Annotated in this window: 24 protein-coding genes and 1 riboswitch; of the genes, 8 read left to right on the plus strand and 16 right to left on the minus strand. The window is 37.2% G+C overall.

What is annotated here, in order from left to right; translation table 11 throughout:
* Window positions 1-21 precede the first annotated feature (21 nt).
* Window positions 22-189 (plus strand): hypothetical protein, encoded by a 168-nt coding sequence (locus tag AB1278_RS04055; RefSeq protein ID WP_202841437.1) that lies wholly within the window; start codon window positions 22-24, stop codon window positions 187-189.
* Window positions 190-247: 58 nt separating this feature from the next.
* Here the strand turns inward: AB1278_RS04055 and AB1278_RS04060 are convergent, their stop codons facing one another.
* The 6 genes from AB1278_RS04060 to lpxK all read right to left on the minus strand — a co-directional run bounded on the left by AB1278_RS04060 (window position 248) and on the right by lpxK (window position 6,148).
* A complete protein-coding gene (locus AB1278_RS04060; RefSeq protein WP_202841436.1) occupies window positions 248-1,720 on the minus strand; it encodes an alpha-amylase in 1,473 nt (490 codons plus the stop codon).
* 44 nt (window positions 1,721-1,764) lie between these two features.
* Window positions 1,765-2,862 carry a DNA polymerase IV gene (gene dinB, locus AB1278_RS04065; RefSeq protein WP_343640650.1) on the minus strand — a complete coding sequence of 366 codons (1,098 nt, stop codon included), beginning with the start codon at window positions 2,860-2,862 and terminating at the stop codon, window positions 1,765-1,767.
* A 190-nt stretch (window positions 2,863-3,052) separates the two neighbouring features.
* Window positions 3,053-3,508: a GNAT family N-acetyltransferase gene (locus AB1278_RS04070; protein WP_202841434.1), complete on the minus strand. Its 456-nt coding sequence runs from the start codon at window positions 3,506-3,508 to the stop codon at window positions 3,053-3,055.
* A gap of 89 nt (window positions 3,509-3,597) precedes the next feature.
* Complete coding sequence (locus AB1278_RS04075) at window positions 3,598-4,113, minus strand: TlpA family protein disulfide reductase (RefSeq protein WP_202841432.1); 516 nt, start codon at window positions 4,111-4,113, stop codon at window positions 3,598-3,600.
* A gap of 210 nt (window positions 4,114-4,323) precedes the next feature.
* Entirely contained in the window at window positions 4,324-5,139 is an 816-nt protein-coding gene (locus AB1278_RS04080) for a purine-nucleoside phosphorylase (RefSeq protein ID WP_202841430.1), read from the minus strand.
* Window positions 5,123-6,148: a tetraacyldisaccharide 4'-kinase gene (lpxK, locus tag AB1278_RS04085; protein WP_429812603.1), complete on the minus strand. Its 1,026-nt coding sequence runs from the start codon at window positions 6,146-6,148 to the stop codon at window positions 5,123-5,125. Before lpxK ends, AB1278_RS04080 begins: the two co-directional genes overlap by 17 nt.
* Window positions 6,149-6,235: 87 nt before the next feature.
* Between lpxK and truA the strand changes: the two genes are divergently transcribed.
* The 5 genes from truA to AB1278_RS04110 all read left to right on the plus strand — a co-directional run bounded on the left by truA (window position 6,236) and on the right by AB1278_RS04110 (window position 10,759).
* The gene (truA, locus tag AB1278_RS04090; RefSeq protein ID WP_429812606.1) at window positions 6,236-6,988 is read left to right on the plus strand and encodes a tRNA pseudouridine(38-40) synthase TruA; all 753 of its coding nucleotides are present in this window, start codon (window positions 6,236-6,238) and stop codon (window positions 6,986-6,988) included.
* 29 nt (window positions 6,989-7,017) lie between these two features.
* Window positions 7,018-7,359, plus strand: a complete 342-nt coding sequence (locus AB1278_RS04095) for a hypothetical protein (protein ID WP_202841424.1) — start codon at window positions 7,018-7,020, stop codon at window positions 7,357-7,359.
* A gap of 69 nt (window positions 7,360-7,428) precedes the next feature.
* A complete protein-coding gene (locus tag AB1278_RS04100; RefSeq protein ID WP_110008193.1) occupies window positions 7,429-8,016 on the plus strand; it encodes a Crp/Fnr family transcriptional regulator in 588 nt (195 codons plus the stop codon).
* A gap of 86 nt (window positions 8,017-8,102) precedes the next feature.
* Entirely contained in the window at window positions 8,103-8,873 is a 771-nt protein-coding gene (locus AB1278_RS04105; RefSeq protein ID WP_202841419.1) for an alpha/beta hydrolase, read from the plus strand.
* A gap of 128 nt (window positions 8,874-9,001) precedes the next feature.
* Complete coding sequence (locus AB1278_RS04110) at window positions 9,002-10,759, plus strand: ABC transporter ATP-binding protein (RefSeq protein WP_429812611.1); 1,758 nt, start codon at window positions 9,002-9,004, stop codon at window positions 10,757-10,759.
* 85 nt (window positions 10,760-10,844) lie between these two features.
* Here the strand turns inward: AB1278_RS04110 and AB1278_RS04115 are convergent, their stop codons facing one another.
* The 6 genes from AB1278_RS04115 to AB1278_RS04140 form a co-directional block, all read right to left on the minus strand.
* Window positions 10,845-12,626, minus strand: coding sequence for a GEVED domain-containing protein (locus AB1278_RS04115; protein ID WP_343640662.1), 1,782 nt, complete (start codon window positions 12,624-12,626; stop codon window positions 10,845-10,847).
* A 61-nt stretch (window positions 12,627-12,687) separates the two neighbouring features.
* Complete coding sequence (locus AB1278_RS04120) at window positions 12,688-13,299, minus strand: class I SAM-dependent methyltransferase (protein WP_202841412.1); 612 nt, start codon at window positions 13,297-13,299, stop codon at window positions 12,688-12,690.
* Window positions 13,296-13,889 carry a hypothetical protein gene (locus tag AB1278_RS04125; RefSeq protein WP_202841411.1) on the minus strand — a complete coding sequence of 198 codons (594 nt, stop codon included), beginning with the start codon at window positions 13,887-13,889 and terminating at the stop codon, window positions 13,296-13,298. Before AB1278_RS04125 ends, AB1278_RS04120 begins: the two co-directional genes overlap by 4 nt.
* Window positions 13,879-14,349 (minus strand): RNA polymerase sigma factor, encoded by a 471-nt coding sequence (locus AB1278_RS04130; protein WP_202841409.1) that lies wholly within the window; start codon window positions 14,347-14,349, stop codon window positions 13,879-13,881. The genes AB1278_RS04125 and AB1278_RS04130 overlap by 11 nt, the downstream gene beginning before the upstream one ends.
* Entirely contained in the window at window positions 14,349-15,200 is an 852-nt protein-coding gene (locus AB1278_RS04135; RefSeq protein WP_202841407.1) for an alpha/beta fold hydrolase, read from the minus strand. The genes AB1278_RS04130 and AB1278_RS04135 overlap by 1 nt, the downstream gene beginning before the upstream one ends.
* A gap of 202 nt (window positions 15,201-15,402) precedes the next feature.
* Window positions 15,403-16,077 (minus strand): DUF4919 domain-containing protein, encoded by a 675-nt coding sequence (locus AB1278_RS04140; RefSeq protein ID WP_343640668.1) that lies wholly within the window; start codon window positions 16,075-16,077, stop codon window positions 15,403-15,405.
* Between the two features lie 218 nt (window positions 16,078-16,295).
* On the opposite strand from AB1278_RS04140, the gene AB1278_RS04145 reads away from it, so the two are divergent.
* Window positions 16,296-16,514 (plus strand): hypothetical protein, encoded by a 219-nt coding sequence (locus AB1278_RS04145; protein WP_110008184.1) that lies wholly within the window; start codon window positions 16,296-16,298, stop codon window positions 16,512-16,514.
* A 48-nt stretch (window positions 16,515-16,562) separates the two neighbouring features.
* Here AB1278_RS04145 and AB1278_RS04150 read toward each other — a convergent pair whose 3' ends face one another.
* Window positions 16,563-17,855 carry an MFS transporter gene (locus AB1278_RS04150; protein ID WP_429812618.1) on the minus strand — a complete coding sequence of 431 codons (1,293 nt, stop codon included), beginning with the start codon at window positions 17,853-17,855 and terminating at the stop codon, window positions 16,563-16,565.
* 110 nt (window positions 17,856-17,965) lie between these two features.
* Complete coding sequence (locus AB1278_RS04155; RefSeq protein WP_110008182.1) at window positions 17,966-18,718, minus strand: DUF3575 domain-containing protein; 753 nt, start codon at window positions 18,716-18,718, stop codon at window positions 17,966-17,968.
* A gap of 163 nt (window positions 18,719-18,881) precedes the next feature.
* On the opposite strand from AB1278_RS04155, the gene AB1278_RS04160 reads away from it, so the two are divergent.
* Window positions 18,882-20,966: a TonB-dependent receptor domain-containing protein gene (locus AB1278_RS04160; RefSeq protein WP_202841404.1), complete on the plus strand. Its 2,085-nt coding sequence runs from the start codon at window positions 18,882-18,884 to the stop codon at window positions 20,964-20,966.
* Window positions 20,967-21,028: 62 nt separating this feature from the next.
* Here the strand turns inward: AB1278_RS04160 and AB1278_RS04165 are convergent, their stop codons facing one another.
* Window positions 21,029-22,027: a T9SS type A sorting domain-containing protein gene (locus tag AB1278_RS04165; protein WP_343640676.1), complete on the minus strand. Its 999-nt coding sequence runs from the start codon at window positions 22,025-22,027 to the stop codon at window positions 21,029-21,031.
* Between the two features lie 135 nt (window positions 22,028-22,162).
* A complete protein-coding gene (gene ribB / locus AB1278_RS04170; RefSeq protein WP_411413397.1) occupies window positions 22,163-22,810 on the minus strand; it encodes a 3,4-dihydroxy-2-butanone-4-phosphate synthase in 648 nt (215 codons plus the stop codon).
* A 92-nt stretch (window positions 22,811-22,902) separates the two neighbouring features.
* Window positions 22,903-23,028: riboswitch (FMN riboswitch) on the minus strand.
* Between the last annotated feature and the right edge of the window lie 108 nt (window positions 23,029-23,136).

Genomic DNA, 23,136 nt, shown 5'->3' on the forward strand with positions numbered 1-23,136 from the left:
TAAACCATAAAAATAATAATTATGAAAACAAACAGAAACTTCAAAGTAAGAAAACTGAACCGTCTGGAATTAAAGAGTTTAAAAGCCGGAGATATCAACAGGGACAGAGTATGCTGTACTTCCAACGAAGAAGGGTATTGCTGTGAATGGGCTATAGATGTTTGGAATTGCAGATATATTTACTGCTAAATCTTAAAGACCCCTGTCAAGGTTTGAAACCTTGACAGGGGTTTCTGATAAATTAATCTTATTCAGGAATCCAGACACTTACATTTCCTGCCGGAGCAGGAAAATCTCCCCAGCCGTTTTCATCAATAATTACTTTTTCTTCGAATCTTTTCAGCAGGTCTTTAAACTTTTTTCCGGCATAAAGTTTTCCTACTTCCATAGGCTTATTGTAGGCATCTTTATTACTTAAAACGACTGCACATCCGCTATGTTTGTCATCTCCTGTACGAACCCATCCAAGACAGTTGGCATCCTCAAAATAATCATGCTGATTACCATAGGCGTGTTCTTTTCTGGCTTTTAATAATTCTTCAATTCCATCAATTTTAGGCATGAATATTTCCTGATCGTTGCCCTCTCTGTCTTTATCCGTATAATGAGCACCATAAAGATCCGGATAGAAAACACATGGATAACCGTCTTTTCTCAATAAAATAAGAGCATAGGCAAGTGGCTTGAACCATGGCTCTACAGGAGCTTCAAGATCCTGTAAAGGCTGCGTATCATGATTGGCTACCAAACTTACTGAATGTAGGGGATCTGCCTGGGTAAGGGTTTCATCAAAAATTCTTCTTAGGTCATACGAAGCGCCTTCCCGTGATGCTGTATGAAAGTTATTCTGTAATGAACTGTCAAAAAGGCTCATACAGCCTTCTGTCACTTCAATATACTTTTGAAGTAAATGTAAATATCCCGGAGCCCAGTATTCGCCTACGGCAAAAATATTTTTCCCGGAATTGGAACGAAGCAGAGTGAGCCATTCTTTGTAGAAATCAAATGAAATGTGCTTTAAAGCATCCAGTCTCACGCCGTCAAAACCTGTCTGGTCGAAATACCATTTTGCCCAATGGTTGAGTTCTTCCCGTACAAAAGGATTCCGGTGCTCAATGTCATTATACATCAGGTAATCATAATTTCCTTTTTCATCATCAATCATTTCCTCCCAGTCATTTCCATATTCGGATTGGATTTTAAAGATATGAGAGTCCATACCCTCGGCATAATCCACACCGCTGAAGCAGGTGAAGTTCCATTCAAAATCAGAATACTTTTTTCCTCTTCCGGGAAACGTAAATTTCGTATAAGATTCTATTTCGATGACATCGGAAATCACTTTTTCCCTGTTTTCCTCATCTACTTTTACGACTTTAAATTTTTCAAGCTCATCACCTCCGGCTTTATGTCCCAGAACAATATCTACAATGACTTGTATATTTTGTTTCTTTAAGGCTTTGATAGCTTTTATATAATCGTTTTTAGTGCCGTATTTGGTAGGAATAGTTCCCTTCTGGTCAAATTCTCCGAGATCATACAGATCATAGGCATCATAACCAATCGAGTAACCGCCATTTGTTCCTTTATAGGCTGGAGGAAACCATACAGAAGTAATTCCAAGTTTTGCCAGATATTTTGCCTGTTTTTCGGCTTCTTTCCACAACTTTCCGTCTCCTTCAGAATACCAGTGAAAAAACTGAATCATGGTTGGGTTCATAAATTTGCTGATTTGATTGATACAAGATAGCAAAAAAATATGACCTATTCATTTTCAAATTCCTCAAACGGGATTTTTAGTTGAACGGAAACCTGTTTCTTTTCTTCCGTATTCAGGTGGGAAAGAGACAATCCGAGCAGCCGGACAGCTTTATCAAAAGGGCGAAGCTCCCAGAGTTTTCTTCCGGTGTTGTAGTATTGTTCCGGTGAGGAGAAATAATCTTCTTTCGTAATGCTTCTTGTAAAAAGAGAAAAATCTTTATATTTTATTTTTAATGTTAAAGTTCTTCCGAGAATATTATTTTTCTGTAGTCTCTGATGAATTTCTTCAGCCAGGCTTTCCAGCTTTTCATTGATCTGCTGTTCATCAAGAAGATCCTCAAAAAAAGTTCTTTCTACGGCTACACTTTTCTGAATCCGGTGAGGTTTCACTTCGGATGTATGGATTCCGCGAACCACATTATAATAATGCTGGCCGGATTTTCCAAAAAGCCTTATCAGATCTTCAAGTGATCTCTTTTTTAAATCTTTTCCTTTATAAATTCCTAAACTAAACATTTTGTTAGCCGTAACCTTTCCAACCCCATAAAATTTTTCTACGGGCAATTCTTCCAGGAATTGTTCCATTTTATCAGGATGAATGGTTTTCTGGCCATTAGGTTTATTGATGTCAGAAGCAACTTTAGCCAGAAACTTATTCACTGAAATTCCTGCAGAAGCTGTTAATCCTGTCTGTTCAAAAATTTTCTGGCGGATTTCTTTGGCGATGAGGTTGGCAGATTCCATTCCTTTTTTATTTTCGGTGACATCCAGATAGGCTTCATCCAGAGAAAGTGGCTCTACCAGATCGGTATACTCGTAAAAAATTTCCCGGATCTTTTTCGAGATTTCTTTATATCGGGCAAAGCGGGGAGGAACAAAAATAAGCTGAGGGCATTTTTCTTTGGCTGTTTTACTGGGCATGGCAGAACGGACACCATATTTTCTGGCTTCATAGCTCGCGGCAGCGACAACGCCACGATGCTGTCCTCCTACTGCTATTGGCTTGCCTTTTAAGGTAGGATTATCATGCTGTTCTACAGAAGCATAGAATGCATCCATATCCACATGAATAATTTTACGAAGAGGCAAAGAAAAATCCATATACAAAGATATGGATTCCTTTATTGACGGTAATTTTTTTTAGAAGGGAAGTTTTTTATATGATGGAAGTGTGAAGCGGGAGGCTGGAAGTTAATGAGGACGATATAGAAATTGATGACCTGTTTATTGAAAATTAATTAAAAAATCACAGGCTATTCTTAGTGCATAAACTACTTCCAGCTTCCTGCCTTTAAGCCTTCAGTCTCATGGTAAGAAGATGAGGTTCAAAACCTGCCTTTTCATACGCTTTTATGGCAGATTCATTCTGAGCATATACGTCCAGTCTTACCTCATTGATTCCCCTTGATTTTGACCAGGAAATGAGTTCATCAGTAATGACTTTATTGATTCCTTTTCCCCTGTGTTCGGGCTTTACATACATAAAACCAAGATAGGCATATTCTTTAAACTGATAATAATCTTTTGCCGCTTTCTTAATCAGAGCATATCCTGATGCAATGATTTCATTATTTTCTTCGGCAACAATTACGGTTGCTTCGGGAGATTGTATCAGATGTTTTAAATCGTAATAATGAATCTCTCCTTCAATCAATGTGCTGTTGAACGGTCTTTCGGCAGTAACAACTCCCTGTTCAAATTCTAAAAGGATTGCTAAATCCTGCTCTTTGGCTTCTCTTGTAATCATGGTGCTATGGGTATAAAATTTGAAACCCACTGAAAGTTTTTGGTTTTCAATGAGTTTTTTTATGTTTTTTCGGATTAGATAAATAATAATTATTTTAAAAGCTTGTCTATGGTTTGTTGAAGTTCAGGGTCTTCAGGAGATATTGCATAATATTTTGCAATGGAAGATTTCTGATCAATCACCATATATCTCGGGATCCAGTTTAGATCTACATAATTATTGAAATCGTTCTTCCAGCCTGTAGAAAACCAATAGTTTTCTTTGTCTTTCATATCAAATCTTTCCAGACTTTTTTCAAACCCTTCTTTTGAACGGTCTAATGATAGAAATACAAAATCAATATTCTTGTTATTTTCTTCTAATTCTTTAGCTTTTGGAAGAGCATTTAAACAGTCTCTGCACCATCCGGCCCAGAAATCAATCACTAAAACTTTTCCTTTATGCTGATTCAGAATCTGCTGGATGGTAACGGTTTTTCCATTTTCATCTTCCAGCTTCTGCTGTAAAGCTTCTTTTGAAAATCCTGTTTTAAGGACAGCAGGTGCTTTTTGTGAATAACTTATTCCAAAAATACCCATCATAAAAATTAATATCAGCTTTTTCATTTCGTACAATTTCATGGGTACAAATCTAAACAATGAATTGGAATCTGAAACTGATTTCCGGTGAATTAGGAAAAATTTATAATATTGATGGATTCTATGGAATAGGAGAGTGAGAGTGTGAAAACCACCCCCGTCAAAAATTCTTTGAGTTTTTGCTACCCCTCCAGAGGATGGGAATATTACGTCTTCAGTTGCAGTATTAGGTTATTTTTACTGATAGTTTTTAATCAGGCCTTTGACAACGGCAATTACATTGGGCATTGCTTTATTGGCAGCATTCAGAACTTCTTCGTGGGAAACGGCAAAAGCGACATCCGGTCCGCCAAGGTCCGTGATCACGGAAATACAGAAAACATCCATTCCCATATGTCTGGCAACTATAACTTCGGGAACGGTGCTCATTCCTACCATATCCCCACCAATAGCTTTAATCATGCCATATTCGGCCGGGGTTTCAAAAGTTGGTCCTTGTAGTGCCACATAAACTCCCTGATGAATTTTAATCTGGTGGTTGGCAGCAGCCTTTTCCGCTGTGGCAATCATTTTTTTGTTGTAAGGCTCGCTCATATCCACAAAACGTGGCCCGAGCTCATCGATATTTTTTCCACGTAAAGGATGCTCAGGCATCATGTTGATATGATCTTTCAGAATAACGATGTCTGCAACATTGTAAGCTGGGTTTACACCACCACAGGCATTGGAAAGAATAAGGTTTTGAATTCCCAGCAAATGAAAAACTCTTATGGGGAATGTCACCGTTTCCATAGAATGTCCTTCATAATAATGGAAACGTCCGCTCATCATCAGTACTTTTTTTCCTTCCAGAATTCCGTAAATCAGTTTTCCGGTATGTCCGGCCACTGTAGTCTGTGGAAAATGAGGAATGTCTTTGTACTCTAAAACATGGATCAGTTCTATTTCATTTTGTAATTTTCCCAGTCCGGATCCTAACACCACTGCAAAATCAGGGGTTTCCTGAATAATATTTTTAATAAAATCTGCAGTTTCTTTAATTTTTTCTAACATAATCTAAGATGATTTGATTGAATTCTTCTTTCTTATCAATCAATACATTGATAGGCCAGTAGTAAACAATTTCTCTAAGATAGTCAAAAGTTTTCAGACGCACATAGTCTTTCTCTGTGGTTAATATCAGTTTATATTCTCCTAATTTTTTATACTCGGCAAGGATTTTTTTAATATCATCATCCGTGAAATTATGATGATCTCTGAACCTTAAATGTTTCACCCTTTTTGAGAATTTTGCCAGATGTTCCAGAAGCGGTTTAGGATTGGCAATTCCGGTGATCAGTAAAATATCATAATAATTCAGGTTATTATCCGGAAGCATTTTATCTTTTCCGTAGACATTTTCGTCATAACCGATGGATGAAAAGAATACTTTCTGCCCGTAAGAAGGTCGTATTCTTGATATATAATACCTTTTTGTTTCCTCCGTCAGTTCATCAGGGCATTTGCTGACCATGATGATGTCGGCCCTTTTATATCCGGCTCTTGATTCTCTAAGATCTCCGGCAGGAAGAAGATAATCCTTGAAAAAAGGATCACTGAAATCGGTCATCAGAATATTGAATCCGGCTTTGATGGCTCTGTGCTGCATGGCATCATCCAGTACAAGAACTTCAAGATCCATATCGTCAATTACTTTTTTGGCTCCGGGAACACGTTCTTCAGAAACGGCAATTACGAAACGGTTTTTAAAACGTTCAAAAAGCTGCATCGCTTCGTCACCCACCATTTTGTAGTTGCTTTCGTAATTTGTTACTTCATAACCTTTGGTAAGCCTTCCATAACCCCGTGAAAGCACTCCGGTTCTGTAATGTTTGGACAGGAACTGAGCAAGATACATCACCATAGGTGACTTTCCGCTTCCGCCCACAGAAAGATTCCCGACATTGATTATCGGTGTTTTGAATTTTGTCGACTTAAAAATTCCCAGATCATACATTGTGTTCCGGATACCCGTTACCAAATGATAACCAAGGGAAAAAGGATAAAGGTACCATCTTTTCATACGATTGCAAAAATAGGAATTTTCATAAGCATTGATGTAATATTCTCGAAGACTTTTCAACAAATATTTCGTTAAATTAAAGTATTTTTGTGGAGTTATTACAATACATTGAGATACTTTATTGAATTTTCTTACAACGGAAAGAATTATTTTGGCTATCAGATACAGCCGGATGCTATTTCTGTACAGGAAGAACTGGAAAAAGCGCTTTCTACCATTTTGCGCGAAGAGATTAAAACAACAGGAGCAGGAAGAACCGATACAGGAGTTCATGCCAAAAAAATATTTGCCCATTTTGATACGGAAAAAGAGTTGGATGATCAGCTTACAAGAAGGCTGAACAGTTTTCTTCCTCCTGATATTTCCATTAAAAGGATTTTTCCGGTAAAAGACGATTTTCATGCCCGTTTTGATGCCACGTACAGAACCTACGAATATTTTATCTCATTGGAAAAAAATCCCTTCACTCAGGAATCTGCATGGCAACACTGGAAAAGATCACTGGATATTAATGCCATGAATGAAGCCTGTAAAATTCTTTTTGAATATGAAGATTTCACCAGTTTTGCCAAATTAAAAACCGACAACAAAACCAATATCTGTAAAATCTACAAAGCAGAATGGGAACAGAACGGAACGGAACTTAAATTTACAGTTTCTGCGAATCGCTTTTTAAGAAATATGGTTCGCGCAATTGTCGGAACGATGGTAGAAATAGGAACCGGAAAACTGAAACCTGAAGATCTCCGTAAAGTGATTGAAGACAAAAACCGTAACGCCGCGGGAACTTCAGCACCGGGACACGGGCTGTATCTTGTAGATGTGGGATATGAATTTTAAATAAAAACTTAAAAAACAAAATAATAATCATGTTATCAATTTTTATTCTTATCGGCGCTTACCGGTATTATGCACAATTAGCAGAAAGGTTTGGAAAAACAAAGTGGCAGTATGGTGTTCTGGCTATCGGTATTTATCTGGGAACTCAGCTTTTGTTAGGCTTAGGTTATGGTATATATATGGGATTAACAGATCCTGAATCCGCAGAAAATGTCAATTATACAGGATTTTCAGCAGTGAATATCGTTGGCTGGTTAATCTCTATTGTTGCGGTTTGGGGAGTTTATAAATTCCTTGAAAATAAATTTATCAAAGAAAGACCGGCAAAGACCATCGAAATTGAAGAGATAGGGAAGACTATTGATCAGTAAGATTTCTTTTTTTAGTATCGGAAATTAAGATTATTTTTAAATACTGTAAGAAATACTAAAAAAATAGCCATGACTGAAATTGATAAATTAGCCTTCGCATTATATCATTTTGCTGGACTTTCAGAAGAAGATTTCAGACTGTCTGAAAATTTTTGGTTTCCAAAAGAATATAAAAAAGGAGAATTTTATAATCTTCAGGGAAACGTCTGTTCTTATTTAGGATTTATTGTCGATGGAGTTTTTCGTTCTTATGTCATCAATGGAGATACGGGTGAAGAAAAGAATGTTTTTCTTTATTCGGCCAATGGTTTTGTAGTTTCTTTTAAAAGTTTTCTCAATCAGATCCCATGTGATTATTTTACACAGGCCCTTACGAATGCTTCTATTATTTTTATCCGGCATGCAGATCTTATTTCTCTTTACCAGCAGTCGCATCAATGGGAAAAATTTGGGAGACTTCTGGCACAGGCAGCATTTAACGTTACCATGACAAGGGTAGAAGGATTTTTATTAAAGTCTCCGGAAGAGCGTTATCTGGATCTGATGAAAGAGCATCCGGATATTTTCAGTAATGTTCCGCTGTATCATATTTCTTCTTATCTAGGGATTCAGGGGCCTTCTCTGAGCAGGATAAGAAAAAGAATTTCAGGCAAATAGTACGATTTTAACCTGGGTTAAAGTTTTCGTCATTTTATCTGCAGAAATTTGTTTCATCAATTTAACAAAACAAAAAAGTGAAAATTATGAAAACAAAAACGATCGTATTCATTCATGGGTTATTTGTGAATAATACAAGCTGGAAAGAATGGAAAACTTATTTTGAAGCGCAGGGATATACTGTACATACACCCTCAAATCCGGGACATGGAGGGGATCCCGTATACTTAAAAAATAATATTCCCGGAGAATTAAGACATGTCGGTTTTGACGATACCGTGGACAATCTTGTGAAACTGATTGACAGTCTTCCCGAAAAGCCTATTGTTATCGGACATTCTTTTGGAGGACTTATGGTTCAGAAGCTGATTGACATGGGAAAAGCAGCAGCTGGTATAAGTATTGACGGTGCTCCTCCGAAAAATATCATGGCTCCTTTTTCTACCATTAAAATTGTTTGGCCTGTAGTGAATTTCTTCAAAGGAAACAGTCCATATATGGGAACAAAAGAATGGTATCACAAAGCTTTTTTCAATAATTATTCAAAGGAAGAAAGTGACAGGCTTTACGAGACAGTAGCAGTTCCTGAAAGTAGAAAATTGGCAAAAGATCCTTTGTTTAAAGCTTCTGCAAAATTAGATTTAAAGAAACCCCATCAACCGCTGCTGTTCATTGCAGGCTCTAATGATCATATTTTCCCGGCAGCATTTTCAAAGAAAATAGCAGGGGCTTACAAAGATCCGGGAAGCATTGTCGATTTTAAAGAGTTTGCAGGGAGAAGTCATTTCATCTGTGGAGAGAAAAATTGGGAAGAAGTAGCAGAATATGTTTTAGGCTGGATACAAAAGAATACTTAATCTATTCATATTGTAAATGGTAGGTATCTGATATTTTCTATGACGATTTGCAAAAGTTGTAAAGGCAGTCCGGTTATAATGTCTTATTTTTGCATAGAATATTTTAATTCTTTCTTTCGATTCGTACAATGAAAAAACAAGATACCTGGGGAATTATAAAGAGGCTGTTCTTTATCGGAATGAAATTTCGTTCTTGGTTCATCCTTACCCTTATCATTTCCATATTCCTTTCGATAGTTTCTACTTACAGGCCTTATCTCACTATGCAGGTGGTGGATAATGATATAACAAAGCTTCATGATAAGGCTTTGATGATGAAACATATCTATATCCTTGTGGGATTGGTGTTTGCTGAAACGATTTTAAATTTTTTCCTGGTTTATTTTTCAAATTTTATCTCACAAAATGTGATCAGGGATATCAGAGAGCGATTATATGCTAAACTGATCTATTTCAAAACTTCATTTTTTGATAAAACACCCATCGGACAGCTGGTGACGCGGGCTGTAGGAGATGTGGAAACCATTGCGACGGTATATACAGATGGTTTCCTGATGGTATTTGGAGATATCCTGAGAATTCTGTTTGTATTGGTGATGATGTTCAGTACCAATGTTCACCTCAGTTATATTACACTGGCCATCTTACCTTTGATGGTAGTCATTACGAGATTCTTCCAGAAAAGACTGAAGAAAGCTTTCGGGGATGAGAGAAACTGGACAGCCAATCAGAACTCTTTTGTTCAGGAAAGACTGGCAGGAATGTCTATTATTCAGGTATTCAACAGACAGGAATCTGAGTTTAAGAAATTTGATGATATCAATATTACCCTGAAAGGAGCATTGCTGAGAACCGTATTTATTTTCTCACTGTTCTTCCCTGTGGTGGAACTTATTTCTTCATTATTCATAGGATTTATTCTTTTCTATGGAGGATATATTACCATCAGTGCCGGAGTCGTGATTGCATTTATCCAGTATATTTCAATGCTGATCCGTCCTTTGAGACAGATTGCTGACCGTTTTAACAATATCCAGCGAGGAATTGTAGGAGCAGAAAGAGTGCTGGGATTAATGGATGAAGAAAACTCGATGCCGAATAACGGAACCGTGAAGAAAGATCATTTTGCAGGAAAAATTGAATTCCAGAAAGTACACTTTGCTTATGATGAAAAGCAGGAAGTACTGAAAGGAATTGACTTTAAAGTAAATCCGGGAGAAACGGTAGCCATCGTTGGTGCTACAGGTGCCGGAAAGTCTACTATCATTAGTCTGATTACAAGATTATATGATATCAACTCCGGAAATATCCTGATTGATGATGTGGATTTAAAAGATTATGAGCTTTATAATCTCAGAAGTCATATCGGCGTGGTGCTGCAGGATGTATTCCTTTTCCACGGAAGTATTTTTGAAAACCTTGTCTTCGGGGATGATAGTATCACACTGGAAAAAATAAAAGCGGGAGCGAGAGAAATTGAGGTAGATCAGTTTATCGAGCAGCTTCCCGGTGGATATGATTATGTAGTGAGCGAAAGAGGCTCTTCAATCTCTTTAGGTCAGAGACAGTTACTGTCTTTCCTGAGAGCTTATTTATCAGATCCTAAAATTTTAATTCTGGATGAAGCTACCTCTTCCATTGATCATGAAAGTGAAAAGCTGATTCAGAGAGCTACAGAGAAAATTACGAAAAATAGGACCTCCATTATTATTGCCCACAGACTTTCCACCATTGAGAAAGCAGACAAGATTATTGTGATGGAGCATGGTAAAATCGTAGAAGAAGGAAAGCATCTTGAACTTCTGGATAAGAACGGATATTATGCCACGCTTTATAAAGCTCAGCTTCGACATGAAGTGGAAATGGAAGAAAAAAAAGAATCATAATCGGGAAGAAATTATTCTTTTGAATGAGATAAACAAAAAAGAGAGTCAGCAATAACTCTCTTTTTTTATTCTATAATTGAAATAATTAAAATTTTAATTTTTTCGTAATTACTTTTCCGTCTTCCAGTACTGCTGTAGCTGTGATGATTATATTTTTCTGGTCAACAGGATATTTGAATTCTGAAGATTTAATATCATTTTTTCTCATCAGTAATCTTCCTGCAGCATCATAAATATGTACCGCGGAAATTTTCACATTACTTCTTACAGATACTGAATTTTCATCTTTAAAAATAACAGGTGCATTTTTCAATCCTGTATTTTGTATTGCTAATACATTCTGAGGTTCAATGATGACGGAGTAATCTTCCACCTGTCCGTACTTTGGAGTATAACATGCCGTTACTGCTGTTCCGTTGTACTCTCCAATGACTCTCATTCTTAAAGGAGTATTGGTTATTGCACCCGCAGGAGGAGTTACCTGTGCTGTAGCCAATGAACCATTGCTTATTCCACTTTGATTAAGAACCAGCTCTGTAGATTCATCGAATTGACCGTCATTATTATAATCAATATATGCTTTGATAATGTGAGGGTTGTTTGTTCCCGGAGCTACAGTAAGTGTGGTGGCTGCATTTTGGGGAATATTGGTTTTTGAAATCCCCAAACAGTAAGTACCGGTAAAGTTTTCATAAAAATTATTGGTTGCCTGCTTATAATTAGTTGAATAATTATTAATACTTCCAAACTTTACCAAAGTAATTCCTACATTGTAATTACCCGGATTTGTAATGGTTGCGGGAGTACATGCATTGGTTAATGTTACATTGTTATTAATAGTAGTTGGAGATCCAACCGGTGAGTTGATCAGCGATTGTCTGTATTGTAAAAGCTGTGCTGTAGCTCTGTTGGTCTGTCCTTGTGTAAATAAATCTCTGAAACAGTAGGTATAAGCCATCACATTTCTCTCACCACCATTGTATAATTGGGTGGTACAAGGATTGATCTGTCCGGTTTGACATGTGTGAGGAACTGAGGAATGATAAAGACTTTTCATAGGCTCAGTATCACAAACAAGATCTCCTTCTAAAGTACAGTCATTGTTGACAGGGCAGTCTCCTGTAGTTTCATTGTATCCCTCATGCGTATGTCTGAGTCCCAAAGCGTGTCCGAATTCATGCCCTAAAGTCTGAGCATTAACAGCGGATGCACTTGCTGCCATAAAAGAATAATCTTTGCTTCCTCCCGGATAATAAGCGAAGCCATTTAATCCTCCGGAGTTGGATGTTAATTTTTTAACAACATAGATATTATAATATTTAGAAGTATCCCACATTCCCATTGCAGTAATCTCAGAAGCAGTTACGGCATTGGTTGTATTGTCATTATTTACACCGCCGCTTACATATTTGGGAAGACCTGAAGCATTGATTCTATTGATCCCGTTAGTTACATTACAGTTAGGATCCTTGGTTGCAAAAACAAATTTGACAGGCAGTATTGCACTTGTTCCTGACATTCCGCTGGTGGAACTTCCTGCAAAAACACCATTGGTATAGTTTATCCATGCAATGATGTCTGCGTCAGACTTATTATTAGCAGTTCCTATAGCACTTCCGTCTCCTACAACGTGTACAACAATAGGGATTTCGTATACCTGATTGTTGAGCTTAGACGTAAATTTGCCACTTTTGATCATTTTTGACAATTCCAGGTTGAAAGCATCGTCACGCGCTTTCTCTTCAGGATACCTTTCATAATGTTTTTTCATTAATTCATCGGTTCCGCATTCCTGGAATTCCAAATGTTGTGAATAAAAATTTGAGCAGAATGTGCCTGAAATAAGCAGAAATAATAATTTTTTCATAGTATTTTTATTTAAATGGTTGGGAATTTAAAAATAAATAAAAAATACATACAATTCATTACTACTTTTTAAAACTGCAGAAAACAAAATTCTGAACTGTATCAAAGGGAGTGATATGATCTTCAGTAATACATTTTATTTTTTCAAAGCTTTCTTTAAATTTTTCGGATAATGATTCTTCATCATACTGCTGAATATCCAATCCACTGCATTTCGTAGGACCGTTTTTCGAAAAAGTTCCGAGGATCATAAAGTTATTCACATTCTTTTCTGCAATACCGATATATTTTGAAACCTGTTCCGGGGTTGTCAGAAAATGAAAGGCTGCTCTGTCATGCCAGATATCATAGGTTTCCATAGGTTCGAAAGCCGTAATGTCGCTAGTGATCCATTTTACTTTGTCTGCTGCTGCTCCAAGTCGTTTCTGTGCTTTTTCCAAAGCTTTAGCAGAAATATCAAGAACTGTAATATTTTTATAACCTTCCTCCAAAAGAAAATCAACAAGGTTGCTGTCTCCACCACCAATGTCTATGATGCTGGCCTCTTTTCCCAATCCGGAAGAATGTATAAAATCAAGGGAAGTCTGAGGTTTTTTCTGGGTCCAGCTTACCTGATCCGGATTTTTGGTTTCATATACATTTTCCCAGTGATTTTTGTTGTCAGAAGATATCATGATTCTTTTAATTGATTATTGATCTCTTCAAATTTATTAATTAATTCGTCAAGTTTACCTTGCTGTTTCTTTATTGTTCGCGGTCTCAGATAAAACCAGTTGAAAGCAATCCAGACAGATGTTAAAGCATAGGCCAGAATACCTGAGCTAAGGGGCATTCTTGAAGTATATTCATACATATACAGACATATTCCCAGAAAGAGCATGACAAAATATAAGTTAAGTATGGTGGTCTGCATAAATTTCTGCTTACTCTTTACTACATATAAACTCTGGAGATACTCGTTGTTTGACTGCGTCTGATCAATCTTGTAAAATACCATAAACATTTTGTTGTAGGCAAGAAGAAAAATAACCATTCCCAGCACGACAAGTACAATCCCGATTTTTGTAGTGATCATTTCAGGCTGGTAACGGTACCAGATAAAAAGAATCAATAAGGAGGTAGCGATCAATCCAATATTAGCAAAGATTAGTCTGCGCAGATTTTGATTTCTGAATTTTTTCAGCTTACCGAGAAGCGCATCCAGATCAGGTTTGTGGGAAGTCTGCTGCTTCCATATATTTTTAAAATCTATATTAGAATCCATTTTCTTTAAACTTTTGCGTTAATTTTTCTTTTATTCTGTGAATCTTTACCCTTATATTGGATTCAGAAAGTCCTACGATATGGGCTATCTCAGCCTGTTTTACCTCTTCCAGTTCCAATGAAATAATAATTCTGTCCGTTTCAGGCAGTTCTGAAATAAACTGGTAGAGCATCTGGATCTGAGGTTCTATAGATTCCTGTTTTTTCTCTTCCAGATTCATGGGCAGACCGGTTTTGCTGAATTTCTTTTCCTTTTCAATCTGCCGGAGGCAGTTATTGGATGCAATTCTGAAAATCCACGTCCCTATACTGGATTCATTCCTGAATTTCGGAAGCTGCTGCCAGACGATGATAAAGGTTTCCTGGGCAAGATCCTGAGCAAGTTCGGCATCATTTACATATCCCATACATAAACGGAATATCCTTTGCCAATAGAGTTCATATATCTCTTCAAAAACCATTATTTCGCAGATAAAAAGTGAGTAAGCTGATTAAGATACCAATCCTTATCATCGTACATGATAAAATGCAAACCTTTTGAAGCATACTGCATATTGGCATTTTTTAAATTTTTGTACTGGTTTTCGATCGTTGGCTTTAGAGTAACAAAATAAGATTCCAGAAGAATAAGGGAAGGACATTGGATGTTTTTTATTTTCTCTCTGAGATCGGTATTATAAAAATCACAGTACATTTTAGCAAATGTTTTTCGGTCCGATTTCATACTCCAGTTGATTACCGTTTCCTGCATAGAAATATCAGCCATAAGACGTGGCATAGCCTGTGCCTGCATTTTCCGGAACTGCTCATCGTTCATCGCTGTCAATTGAGCAATAGCAGGCGAACAGTCATTATTTTCTTTCGATGTAAAACTGGGATCAGATAGCGCTGCCAGGCAGGGAAGCGTGTCTACGATGATAATTTTACCTGCAAGCTCCGGATAATCTGCCGCTATGGCCAGGGCAAGACCACCTCCCATACTGTGCCCGATAAGAATGGGCTTCTCAATTTTATTGTCTTTGATATAGGTTGCAATTCCTTTTTCCCAGTCTTTAAAACTGGCATCTGTCTGGGGTTTTATTCCTGCAAATCCAGCCATTGTTAAAGTATAGCAGGTGAAATCTTTTTCAAACTTTGCGATGGTTTCATTCCAGACGTCACCTGAAGAAGCAAATCCGGGAATGAAAATTAATGCCTGATTTCCGTTTCCTGTTTTCTTTAATTCAAACGGATACACTGTTTGTTGGCCGAATATATTGCATACTGCTAAAAAAAACAACATAATGATTAAAAGGAGTGTAAATTTTTTCATGATTTCTTAAGTTTTAAAGTGTATTTGTCTTTTAGAGACGAACCTTAAAAAAATGTTACACACTATTTGATTTTTTTTGAAAAAAAATATTTCTCCTCCTTCTCAACCCTTTTGTTCAGGGCAAAATCATATGAAATTTATTTTAGCGATTTTTTGTTAATGGTTCAATAATATTAAATTGATAAGTATTTATTCGGGATGATTAATCCAATATTTTTCCATAGAACCTGCTGATGTCAAAATAAAATCCGGGAATTTTATATTGGTCCTTTTCAAACTCCTGATAATCGCATTTTCCCTTCAGGCTTTGAGATTTTGTTTCCATTTGAAATCTGTTTAAAAGGACATATTCATCTGTTACAGAAATCACATGAAAACCTGTTTCACATGTGAGACCATCGCCGGAAGTAAGAATGGCATTTAATAATCCGTGGAAATTTCCTGCAATTTTTTCGGCGGTAGCATCATCTTTATTCAAATGATACAAGTAAGCGAGATAATTCATAGCCCGCAAATCCAGTGGATTTTCCTCCAATGCACCCAGGAACAACTGGATTCCCTTTGAAAGATCTTTTTGGGAGATACCTTCACCTCGGTAATATTTGGCTACTTCTTCAGCTTTCTTTCCTATTTTATAAGGTTGATATTCTTTTTGAAATGTATATCCGAAATAAAGATGACGGTACTGATTGCCGGTAAGGAGCGTATCGTTCTGCTTTAATCTTTTTAAAAGCTTTGGATAATAGAATTCTGAATTTTTATCCTCAATACTTTTTTGAATGGCAGCATAATCCGGTGCTTTGAATTCCATTTTCTGAGCATGCAGAAAAGTCAGCAGTGTTAGAAAGAATAAAGTGAAAAATGCTTTGATACTCATGGTTTGTATAAGGTTGTTACAATTTTTTGTGAGATTAAAAATACGAAATATGCATCAATCGGGTAATATCAACTTACTATTTGTAAAAAAAATAATAAAATATTATCAAACTGCTACTTTGTGTCAATAAATTTACTAACTTTATTCGGAATTTGAGATGTTACCCCTGACATTTGAAGGGGTAAAAGGAATTTTTAACTAAAAAACTAAAAATATTAATGAGCAGTAGTAGTATACAAGATGAATTTAAAGTCTTCAAAGACGAATTAAGAAAGTTGAATATCGAAGTACAGAAAGTTGTGAAAGTAGGAAACGGCAGTATGGATTTCCATGAGGTTTTCTACAAATCGCCGAGGTATGAAGAGGTAAAAAGTATCTATGTCCAGCGTCATAATCTGGATCATATGATTGAAAAATTTAAACAGGCCTATCATTAAAAATAGAATATGCGCCGCAGAAAATCTGCGGTGCATGTTTTTTATAATTTAATCTTTATCCAGTGTAGAGGTCTTTTTGGTGTCTTTCATTCCGGTATAAACAACCAGAGAAAAAAGAATACAGCCGGTAATATACCAGTAAAAATATTCTTCAGACCCTATCTTTTTAAACCAAAGCGCAAGATATTCTGCTGTTCCGCCAAATACAGCAACAGTAATAGCATAAGGTAAACCTACACCAAGTGCCCTGATTTCAGAAGGGAAAAGTTCTGCTTTTACTACCGCATTGATCGAAGTGTAGCCGCTTACAATAATTAAAGCTGCCATAATCAGGAAAAATGCACCCCATATTGAAGTGGTAGTACTGAGAGCCGTAAGGAGCGGAACGGTACATAAAGTTCCCAAAATACCAAAACCTAAAAGAAGCGGCCTTCTTCCGATTTTATCTGATAATCCTCCAAATACAGGCTGAAGACATGCAAATATAAAGAGTGAAACAAAGGAGACTAATGTAGATTCTTCCTTGGTAAGATGTACTGTATTTACCAGGAATTTTTGCATATAAGTGGTGTAGGTATAAAATGCCAGCGTTCCTCCTAAGGTCAGCCCCACAACGGTAAGCAAAGCTTTTGGATGTTTCATAAGCTCTTTTACCGTTCCTTTTTTCTTTTCGCTGACTTCTTTTTTATTCTCAAAAGCTTCCGTTTCATGAAGATTAGCTCTAAGATATAAGGCAATAATAGAAAGCATAGCTCCGATCACAAAAGGAATTCTCCATCCCCATTCTTCAAGCTGGGCCTCAGTGAGTAATAATTTTTGTAAAATAAGCTGAATACCTAAAGCAATAAGCTGCCCGCCAATCAAAGTGACATATTGAAAGCTTGAATAAAATCCTCTTCTGTCCTGCGTGGCCATTTCGCTGAGGTAAGTGGCGGAAACTCCATATTCACCACCCACACTTAGCCCCTGAAGTAATCTTGCCAGTAAAAGTAATAAAGGGGCCAGAATACCAATAGACTGATAAGTGGGAGTAAGGGCAATCAGCAGAGATCCAAAAGACATCAGCAGGACGGAGAGCGTCATTGCTTTTTTCCTTCCGATCTTATCTGCAATGCTTCCGAACATCCAGCCGCCGATAGGGCGCATGAGAAAACCTACGGCAAAGATCCCTGCGGTATTCATCAGTTGGGCATTGAGATCAGAATCAGGAAAAAATGAATGGGAGAAATAAATGGCGAAGGCTGCGTAAGCATACCAGTCGTACCATTCAACGAGATTACCGATAGATCCGCCAATGATGGCTTTGATTCTTTGACCTGTGGTGATTGAGGCTGAGTCCATAGATGTTGTTTCCAGAAAGTTTTTTTATAATGACATCCAAGATACAAAATTCAGAAAAAAATAAACCGTTCCTAAAAAGAACGGTTGAATACTATATTAAGAATGATTTCTTAAAACCGATATCCAATGGAAAGCCCGCTTCTGAAGCCTGCCCACGGCCCGTCTACTTTTATTCTGGCACCATTGGCATTGGTTTCTACGGTATACTTAACAAATGGAATGTCCAGATTTTCAATTTCCTTTTTAAGCTGAGCCTGCATATCAGGCGTCAGTACATAATCCGAGGTCATGGTAAAATCACCTTTTCCGCTTCCGTAATGGGCTCCAGCGATCCAGAAATCAAGGACAAGATTCTGGCTTCTGGTCAGAAAGAATTGTACCCCAACCATTAATCCACCACTGTTTCCATTGGTGTCCCCCTGTCCTTTGAGTGGAATTGGATAGGTAACTCCATTCGGACCCTTATAATCATAATAAAAATCAAAAGTATTGGAAGTAACACTTGAGTACCGGTAATAAGGAGCAAAATAAAATCCTTTTCCATAGCCTTTACCGATATAAAATCTTGGTTCAATGGTGAAATTGGTTGCTTTTACTCTAAGATTCTGGAATCTTTTTTCATCTTCATCTTTCAGAAAAGCATTAATGAAAGGTACTTTTCCTTCAGGCATTGTGCCGAAACCGAGATTCACAGAAAACCATTGGCTGATAGCTCTTTCATAAGACAGATTGATATTTCTGAACGTATAAGCCGTGACATTGGTCTTGATGATATTCATCTTCTCTGCCGGGCTGTTCTGAATTTCCTGAGCTCCCAGGACCGAAAACAGGAAGTACGGAATTACTATGAATGCTTTTTTCATGACTCAATATTTTGTGATGTAAAAAAATACCAGCAAAAAACGGGCTGAATTTAACATAATAAATGGAAAATAAAAAAATATGTTGATTTTTTAATTGTTTGCTGTTATTAATGTAATAGTCATCAGCCATTGATTGTCCTACTAGTATAATTCATCTTCAGACATGAAAAAAACTATATATACCATCTTCTTTCTTTGCAGTGCTTTTATGTTTTCACAGGAGAAGAAAAATGATACGGCTGATGTAGGGACAACCAAAGAAATTCAGGAAGTTATTTTAAAATCACAACGTAAAAAACAGTTTGCAGACAAAGCTGTTTATACTTTTGATAAAGAAGCGCTTGCCAGAGCACGCTATGCAAAAGATTTACTTAGCACACTCCCGGAGTTACAACTGAATCCCGTAGAAAATACCATTACCAGTACGAAAGGCGGAACCACACTATTCCTTATCAACGGGATTGAAGCTACAGATATGCAGATCCGAAGTGTTGCGCCCGGTGAAGTGGTGAAAGTAGAATATTATGACATTCCGCCAGCGAGATGGGCTACGAGAGCAGATACGGTAGTTAATATTCTGACAAGATCCACAGAAACAGGGTATGTTTTCGGGGCTGATGTATCTACGGCTTTGAATACCGGATTTGTGAACGGTTCTGCCTACGCCAATTATACTAAAGGGAAAAATAATTTCGGACTGGAATATTCCCTTAATCTTAGGGATTATAATGACAGAAGAGTCAACAGCATCTATGATTATCAGCTGAACGGGAAGCATTACCGGTCTGATGAAAACCGCAAAGATCATTTTGGATATACCTTCCAGAGTATAGCTTTGCGCTATACGAGACTTGTTCCCGATGACTATGCTTTTCAGGCTAAACTTAATATGGATATTTTCAGCAGGTTTTCGAAAGGAACAGGACAGAGCGTCTTTACCGAAGATTATCTGAAAGAAGAACACAATATGTTTAAAAATAATGGCTCGGATTATGTGATTCCTAAGCTGGATCTATATTATTCTAAAAAGATTGGTGAAAAAGATGAGTTGAGTATTAATGTAGTAGGTTCTCATTACACCACCAATACCACAGAAACGGCCAAAGAATGGATTGTTGGTTCGGGATTGTCTGTATATGACAATGATATGGTATTGAAAGCAAAGCAAACAAGTTTGGTTGGGGAACTTGCGCATATGCATGATTTCACGGCTGGAAAACTTTCGTCCGGATACCGGATTTCAAGGTCTTCTATTTCCAATGATCTGAATAATCTTGCCGGATACTCTCAATATAATGTTACTTATCTGGAACAGTATTTTTATACTGAATTTGCAGGAAAAGCAGATCAATTCAGTTATCGTATCGGAGCAGGGCTTACCAATATTCACAATAAAAGTGCAGAAAATACTTTTGATGAATGGACTTTTACTCCAAAGGTTATTTTAGCTTATCAGCTTAAAGGGAATCAGAACCTACGTTTTACAGCAAGTTATAATCCGGTAAGTCCATGGAGTAATGCTTTGAGTAGCAATGTGGTGCAGCTGGCTCCTAATATTGTTCAGAGGGGAAACCCCTTTTTACAATCTCAGCAGGTTTTTTCTAATAACCTGACTTATTCTTTTAATAATAAGTATTTTGATTTTAATGCAGGCTTATTTTACCGGTATACCAACAGGGTAATCAATCAGTACTACGTTCACGATGAGGTGTTGAATGGATATGCCCTGACTTATGAAAACGGGAAGAATGCTCAGAGATATGGAGTTCAGTTAACAGGATCTTATAAACCTTTCGGAAATACTCTTTTGGTCATAAAAGCTGTAATCACACCAACATCTGAAACAGTAAGAACTAGTAAAGGTGCTCTGATAAAAAATGACTATTTAGGAAATTACTTTTCGCTTTCTTCAGAATATAAATCTTTCTCTGTTCAGTACCAGTTCAATATTCCGGTATACAGCCTTAATGGAGCATTTCTTAATACGAATGAAAACCAGAATAATATTTTTGTGAGCTATAAACATAAGAACTGGACATTTTCTACAGGAATGTACTGGATAGGAATGCCTTCGGAATATAAAACGAAAAGCCTACCGGAAAGTCTCGTAGATTATAAAGTTCATACACAGATTATGAACAACAAATCCATGTTTGTATTAGGACTGAGCTATGATTTCTCGAAAGGGAAAAAGACAGAAATTCAGCGAAAGCTTAATAATGATACTGCACCTGCAGCTACCTTTTAGATGCTAATTTGAATGTTAATAAGAAATCCCCGCTCATTTGTAGGAGTGGGGATTTTGTTTTATTATTTCTTAATGAATTTTGTGTTCTTTGTATCTGCAGCATTTTTTCCGCTGATCTGAATGAAATAAGATGCTGGCGGAAGATCTGAAATCTGTATGTTTCCGGATTTTACATCTGAAGTTTTAACCAGTTTACCATCCAGGCTGTAAATATCTGCTTTGGAATAGTTATCCGTATTTCCTTTGAAACCGATAAAATCCTGTGCAGGATTAGGATAAACCACTAAGTTTTCTTTTTTTACTGCACTGTTTACGCCCAGGAATGTTTCACTTAATGCAAATGTAGTTTTTACATTCTGGTTGATGCTCAACAGTGGAATACTGATATTTCCGCTTGTAGAATTAAGCAGGGCATATCTGTGAGAAGCATCGTAATAAGAATAGGCTGTATTGGTTATTGCTCCGATAGGGTTAGAATAAGTAACATCCAGAGATGAATACAGGTTGAAATTCTGTGTGAATTTTACTCTAAGAACATTAGTGTATGTTTGATTGCCTATAATTAAAGTTCCATATGCATCAGCAATGGCAGTCATTGTACCACTGAATAATCCGCTGGCAGAAGATGAGGAAAAAGTACCTTTGGCGGTGTCGTTCTGTGTTGCTCCGTACGTTGTTGGATAATTAATATGAGTACCGTTATCCACACTAAAGTTTAAAGTGGCCTGTGTATTTACAATTCCTGTAATTTCCAGTTTAGAAGTTGAAGCTTTGTAATAAACGGTTGTTGCTCCGTCTACCATTTTAAGAGTAGAACCCGGGAAAGTTGCTATTTCAGTAGAACTAGGAGTTGAATACGTTGTTTGTGATGCTGCTCCCATCGTAAGCCCGCCATTGGAAAATGTTGCGTTAGGACCTGTTGCAGAGTTGTTTACGGTGCCGGCTGTGTTGTTGTAATTAACAATATTTCCGGAAATAGGGTCATTGGCTGCTTTTGTAAGCGTGATCTGCGCAGACATCATGGCAGATGCTCCTAGTAAAAGGAGTAGAGATTTTTTCATAGTCAGAATTTTTTTGTTAAAAATAATTAAAAAATAGTATTCAAATGTTAATTTTTTTTCTTTTTAATTATATTTTTAATAAAAACGCCTGCTGATCGAATCAACAGGCGGTCTGTGCGTTAAAAATGCTTGGGTTTAATTGCTTATTACCATTTTACGGTAAGCATAAATATCTTCAATGGTTACGACACTCATATCTTTTTTGATGGCAAAGTCTACAATTTCAGGGAGCCTTGCCATGGAACCGTCTTCATTTGTCAGTTCACAAAGTACGGCATCTTCACCAAGATTGGCCATTTTTACAAGATCTACACTGCCTTCGGTATGTCCACGCCTTTCAAATACACCATCTTTTCTTGCAATCAGAGGAAAAACATGGCCCGGACTTGCAATATGTTCTGCCTGAGCATTTGCTGCTACAGCAGTTCTGATTGTTGTCACGCGGTCTTTGGCAGAAACTCCCGATTCCACACCTTCTCTTGCCTCAATGGAAATCGTGAATGCGGTCTGGTTTTTTGAATTGTTGTTTTCCACCATCGGACGAAGATTAAGGTGGCGGCTTTTTTCCTCGGAAATACAAAGGCAGACGATACCGCTGCATTCGCGGATCAGAAGTGCCATATCCTGTTCTGTAATAGTGGAGGCGGGAAAGATGATATCACCCTCATTTTCGCGGTTTTCATCATCTACCAGTAGAATACCTTTTCCCTGCTGTAATGTCTGAAGTGCTTTTTCTACACGTTCTTTGGAGGTTGCTCCGAATTGTTCTAATAATTTTTCCATGTTATTTTACTTTTAAAAGTTAAAATACACTTCGGTACATGGAAATGAAATACAACGCAACAAGAGTCCATAAGGAATCTTATTGGTCATCTCATTTTCTTCTCCCATCCAGACTTTAACTGTCGGTTCCGGAATTTCACCAGATCAGTCCCTTCCGAAGAAAGGAGTCGCGGACTGTAACCGCCGGTAGGGAATTTCACCCTGCCCCGAAGAAAACTTATACTAAGTTTTGCTGTATGTTGTAATTAAATTTTTATTTCATTAATAGTATTTAACGCACAGACCGCTAATTTCGGGAAGTTTTTTGAATTGGAGAAGCTTTTTAA

The sequence above is a fragment of the Chryseobacterium sp. NRRL B-14798 genome (genome assembly GCF_050470705.1).
In the GTDB taxonomy this organism is placed as follows: Bacteria; Bacteroidota; Bacteroidia; order Flavobacteriales; family Weeksellaceae; genus Chryseobacterium; species Chryseobacterium cupriresistens.

What these genes read in the sequence shown, in the direction of transcription:
- AB1278_RS04055 (WP_202841437.1), top strand. Translation starts at nt 22, where the DNA reads ATGAAAACAAACAGAAACTTCAAAGTAAGAAAACTGAACCGTCTGGAA.
- AB1278_RS04060 (WP_202841436.1), bottom strand. Translation starts at nt 1,720, where the DNA reads ATGAACCCAACCATGATTCAGTTTTTTCACTGGTATTCTGAAGGAGAC.
- dinB (WP_343640650.1), bottom strand. Translation starts at nt 2,862, where the DNA reads ATGGATTTTTCTTTGCCTCTTCGTAAAATTATTCATGTGGATATGGAT.
- AB1278_RS04070 (WP_202841434.1), bottom strand. Translation starts at nt 3,508, where the DNA reads ATGATTACAAGAGAAGCCAAAGAGCAGGATTTAGCAATCCTTTTAGAA.
- AB1278_RS04075 (WP_202841432.1), bottom strand. Translation starts at nt 4,113, where the DNA reads ATGAAAAAGCTGATATTAATTTTTATGATGGGTATTTTTGGAATAAGT.
- AB1278_RS04080 (WP_202841430.1), bottom strand. Translation starts at nt 5,139, where the DNA reads ATGTTAGAAAAAATTAAAGAAACTGCAGATTTTATTAAAAATATTATT.
- lpxK (WP_429812603.1), bottom strand. Translation starts at nt 6,148, where the DNA reads ATGAAAAGATGGTACCTTTATCCTTTTTCCCTTGGTTATCATTTGGTA.
- AB1278_RS04095 (WP_202841424.1), top strand. Translation starts at nt 7,018, where the DNA reads ATGTTATCAATTTTTATTCTTATCGGCGCTTACCGGTATTATGCACAA.
- AB1278_RS04100 (WP_110008193.1), top strand. Translation starts at nt 7,429, where the DNA reads ATGACTGAAATTGATAAATTAGCCTTCGCATTATATCATTTTGCTGGA.
- AB1278_RS04105 (WP_202841419.1), top strand. Translation starts at nt 8,103, where the DNA reads ATGAAAACAAAAACGATCGTATTCATTCATGGGTTATTTGTGAATAAT.
- AB1278_RS04110 (WP_429812611.1), top strand. Translation starts at nt 9,002, where the DNA reads ATGAAAAAACAAGATACCTGGGGAATTATAAAGAGGCTGTTCTTTATC.
- AB1278_RS04115 (WP_343640662.1), bottom strand. Translation starts at nt 12,626, where the DNA reads ATGAAAAAATTATTATTTCTGCTTATTTCAGGCACATTCTGCTCAAAT.
- AB1278_RS04120 (WP_202841412.1), bottom strand. Translation starts at nt 13,299, where the DNA reads ATGATATCTTCTGACAACAAAAATCACTGGGAAAATGTATATGAAACC.
- AB1278_RS04125 (WP_202841411.1), bottom strand. Translation starts at nt 13,889, where the DNA reads ATGGATTCTAATATAGATTTTAAAAATATATGGAAGCAGCAGACTTCC.
- AB1278_RS04130 (WP_202841409.1), bottom strand. Translation starts at nt 14,349, where the DNA reads ATGGTTTTTGAAGAGATATATGAACTCTATTGGCAAAGGATATTCCGT.
- AB1278_RS04135 (WP_202841407.1), bottom strand. Translation starts at nt 15,200, where the DNA reads ATGAAAAAATTTACACTCCTTTTAATCATTATGTTGTTTTTTTTAGCA.
- AB1278_RS04140 (WP_343640668.1), bottom strand. Translation starts at nt 16,077, where the DNA reads ATGAGTATCAAAGCATTTTTCACTTTATTCTTTCTAACACTGCTGACT.
- AB1278_RS04145 (WP_110008184.1), top strand. Translation starts at nt 16,296, where the DNA reads ATGAGCAGTAGTAGTATACAAGATGAATTTAAAGTCTTCAAAGACGAA.
- AB1278_RS04150 (WP_429812618.1), bottom strand. Translation starts at nt 17,855, where the DNA reads ATGGACTCAGCCTCAATCACCACAGGTCAAAGAATCAAAGCCATCATT.
- AB1278_RS04155 (WP_110008182.1), bottom strand. Translation starts at nt 18,718, where the DNA reads ATGAAAAAAGCATTCATAGTAATTCCGTACTTCCTGTTTTCGGTCCTG.
- AB1278_RS04160 (WP_202841404.1), top strand. Translation starts at nt 18,882, where the DNA reads ATGAAAAAAACTATATATACCATCTTCTTTCTTTGCAGTGCTTTTATG.
- AB1278_RS04165 (WP_343640676.1), bottom strand. Translation starts at nt 22,027, where the DNA reads ATGAAAAAATCTCTACTCCTTTTACTAGGAGCATCTGCCATGATGTCT.
- ribB (WP_411413397.1), bottom strand. Translation starts at nt 22,810, where the DNA reads ATGGAAAAATTATTAGAACAATTCGGAGCAACCTCCAAAGAACGTGTA.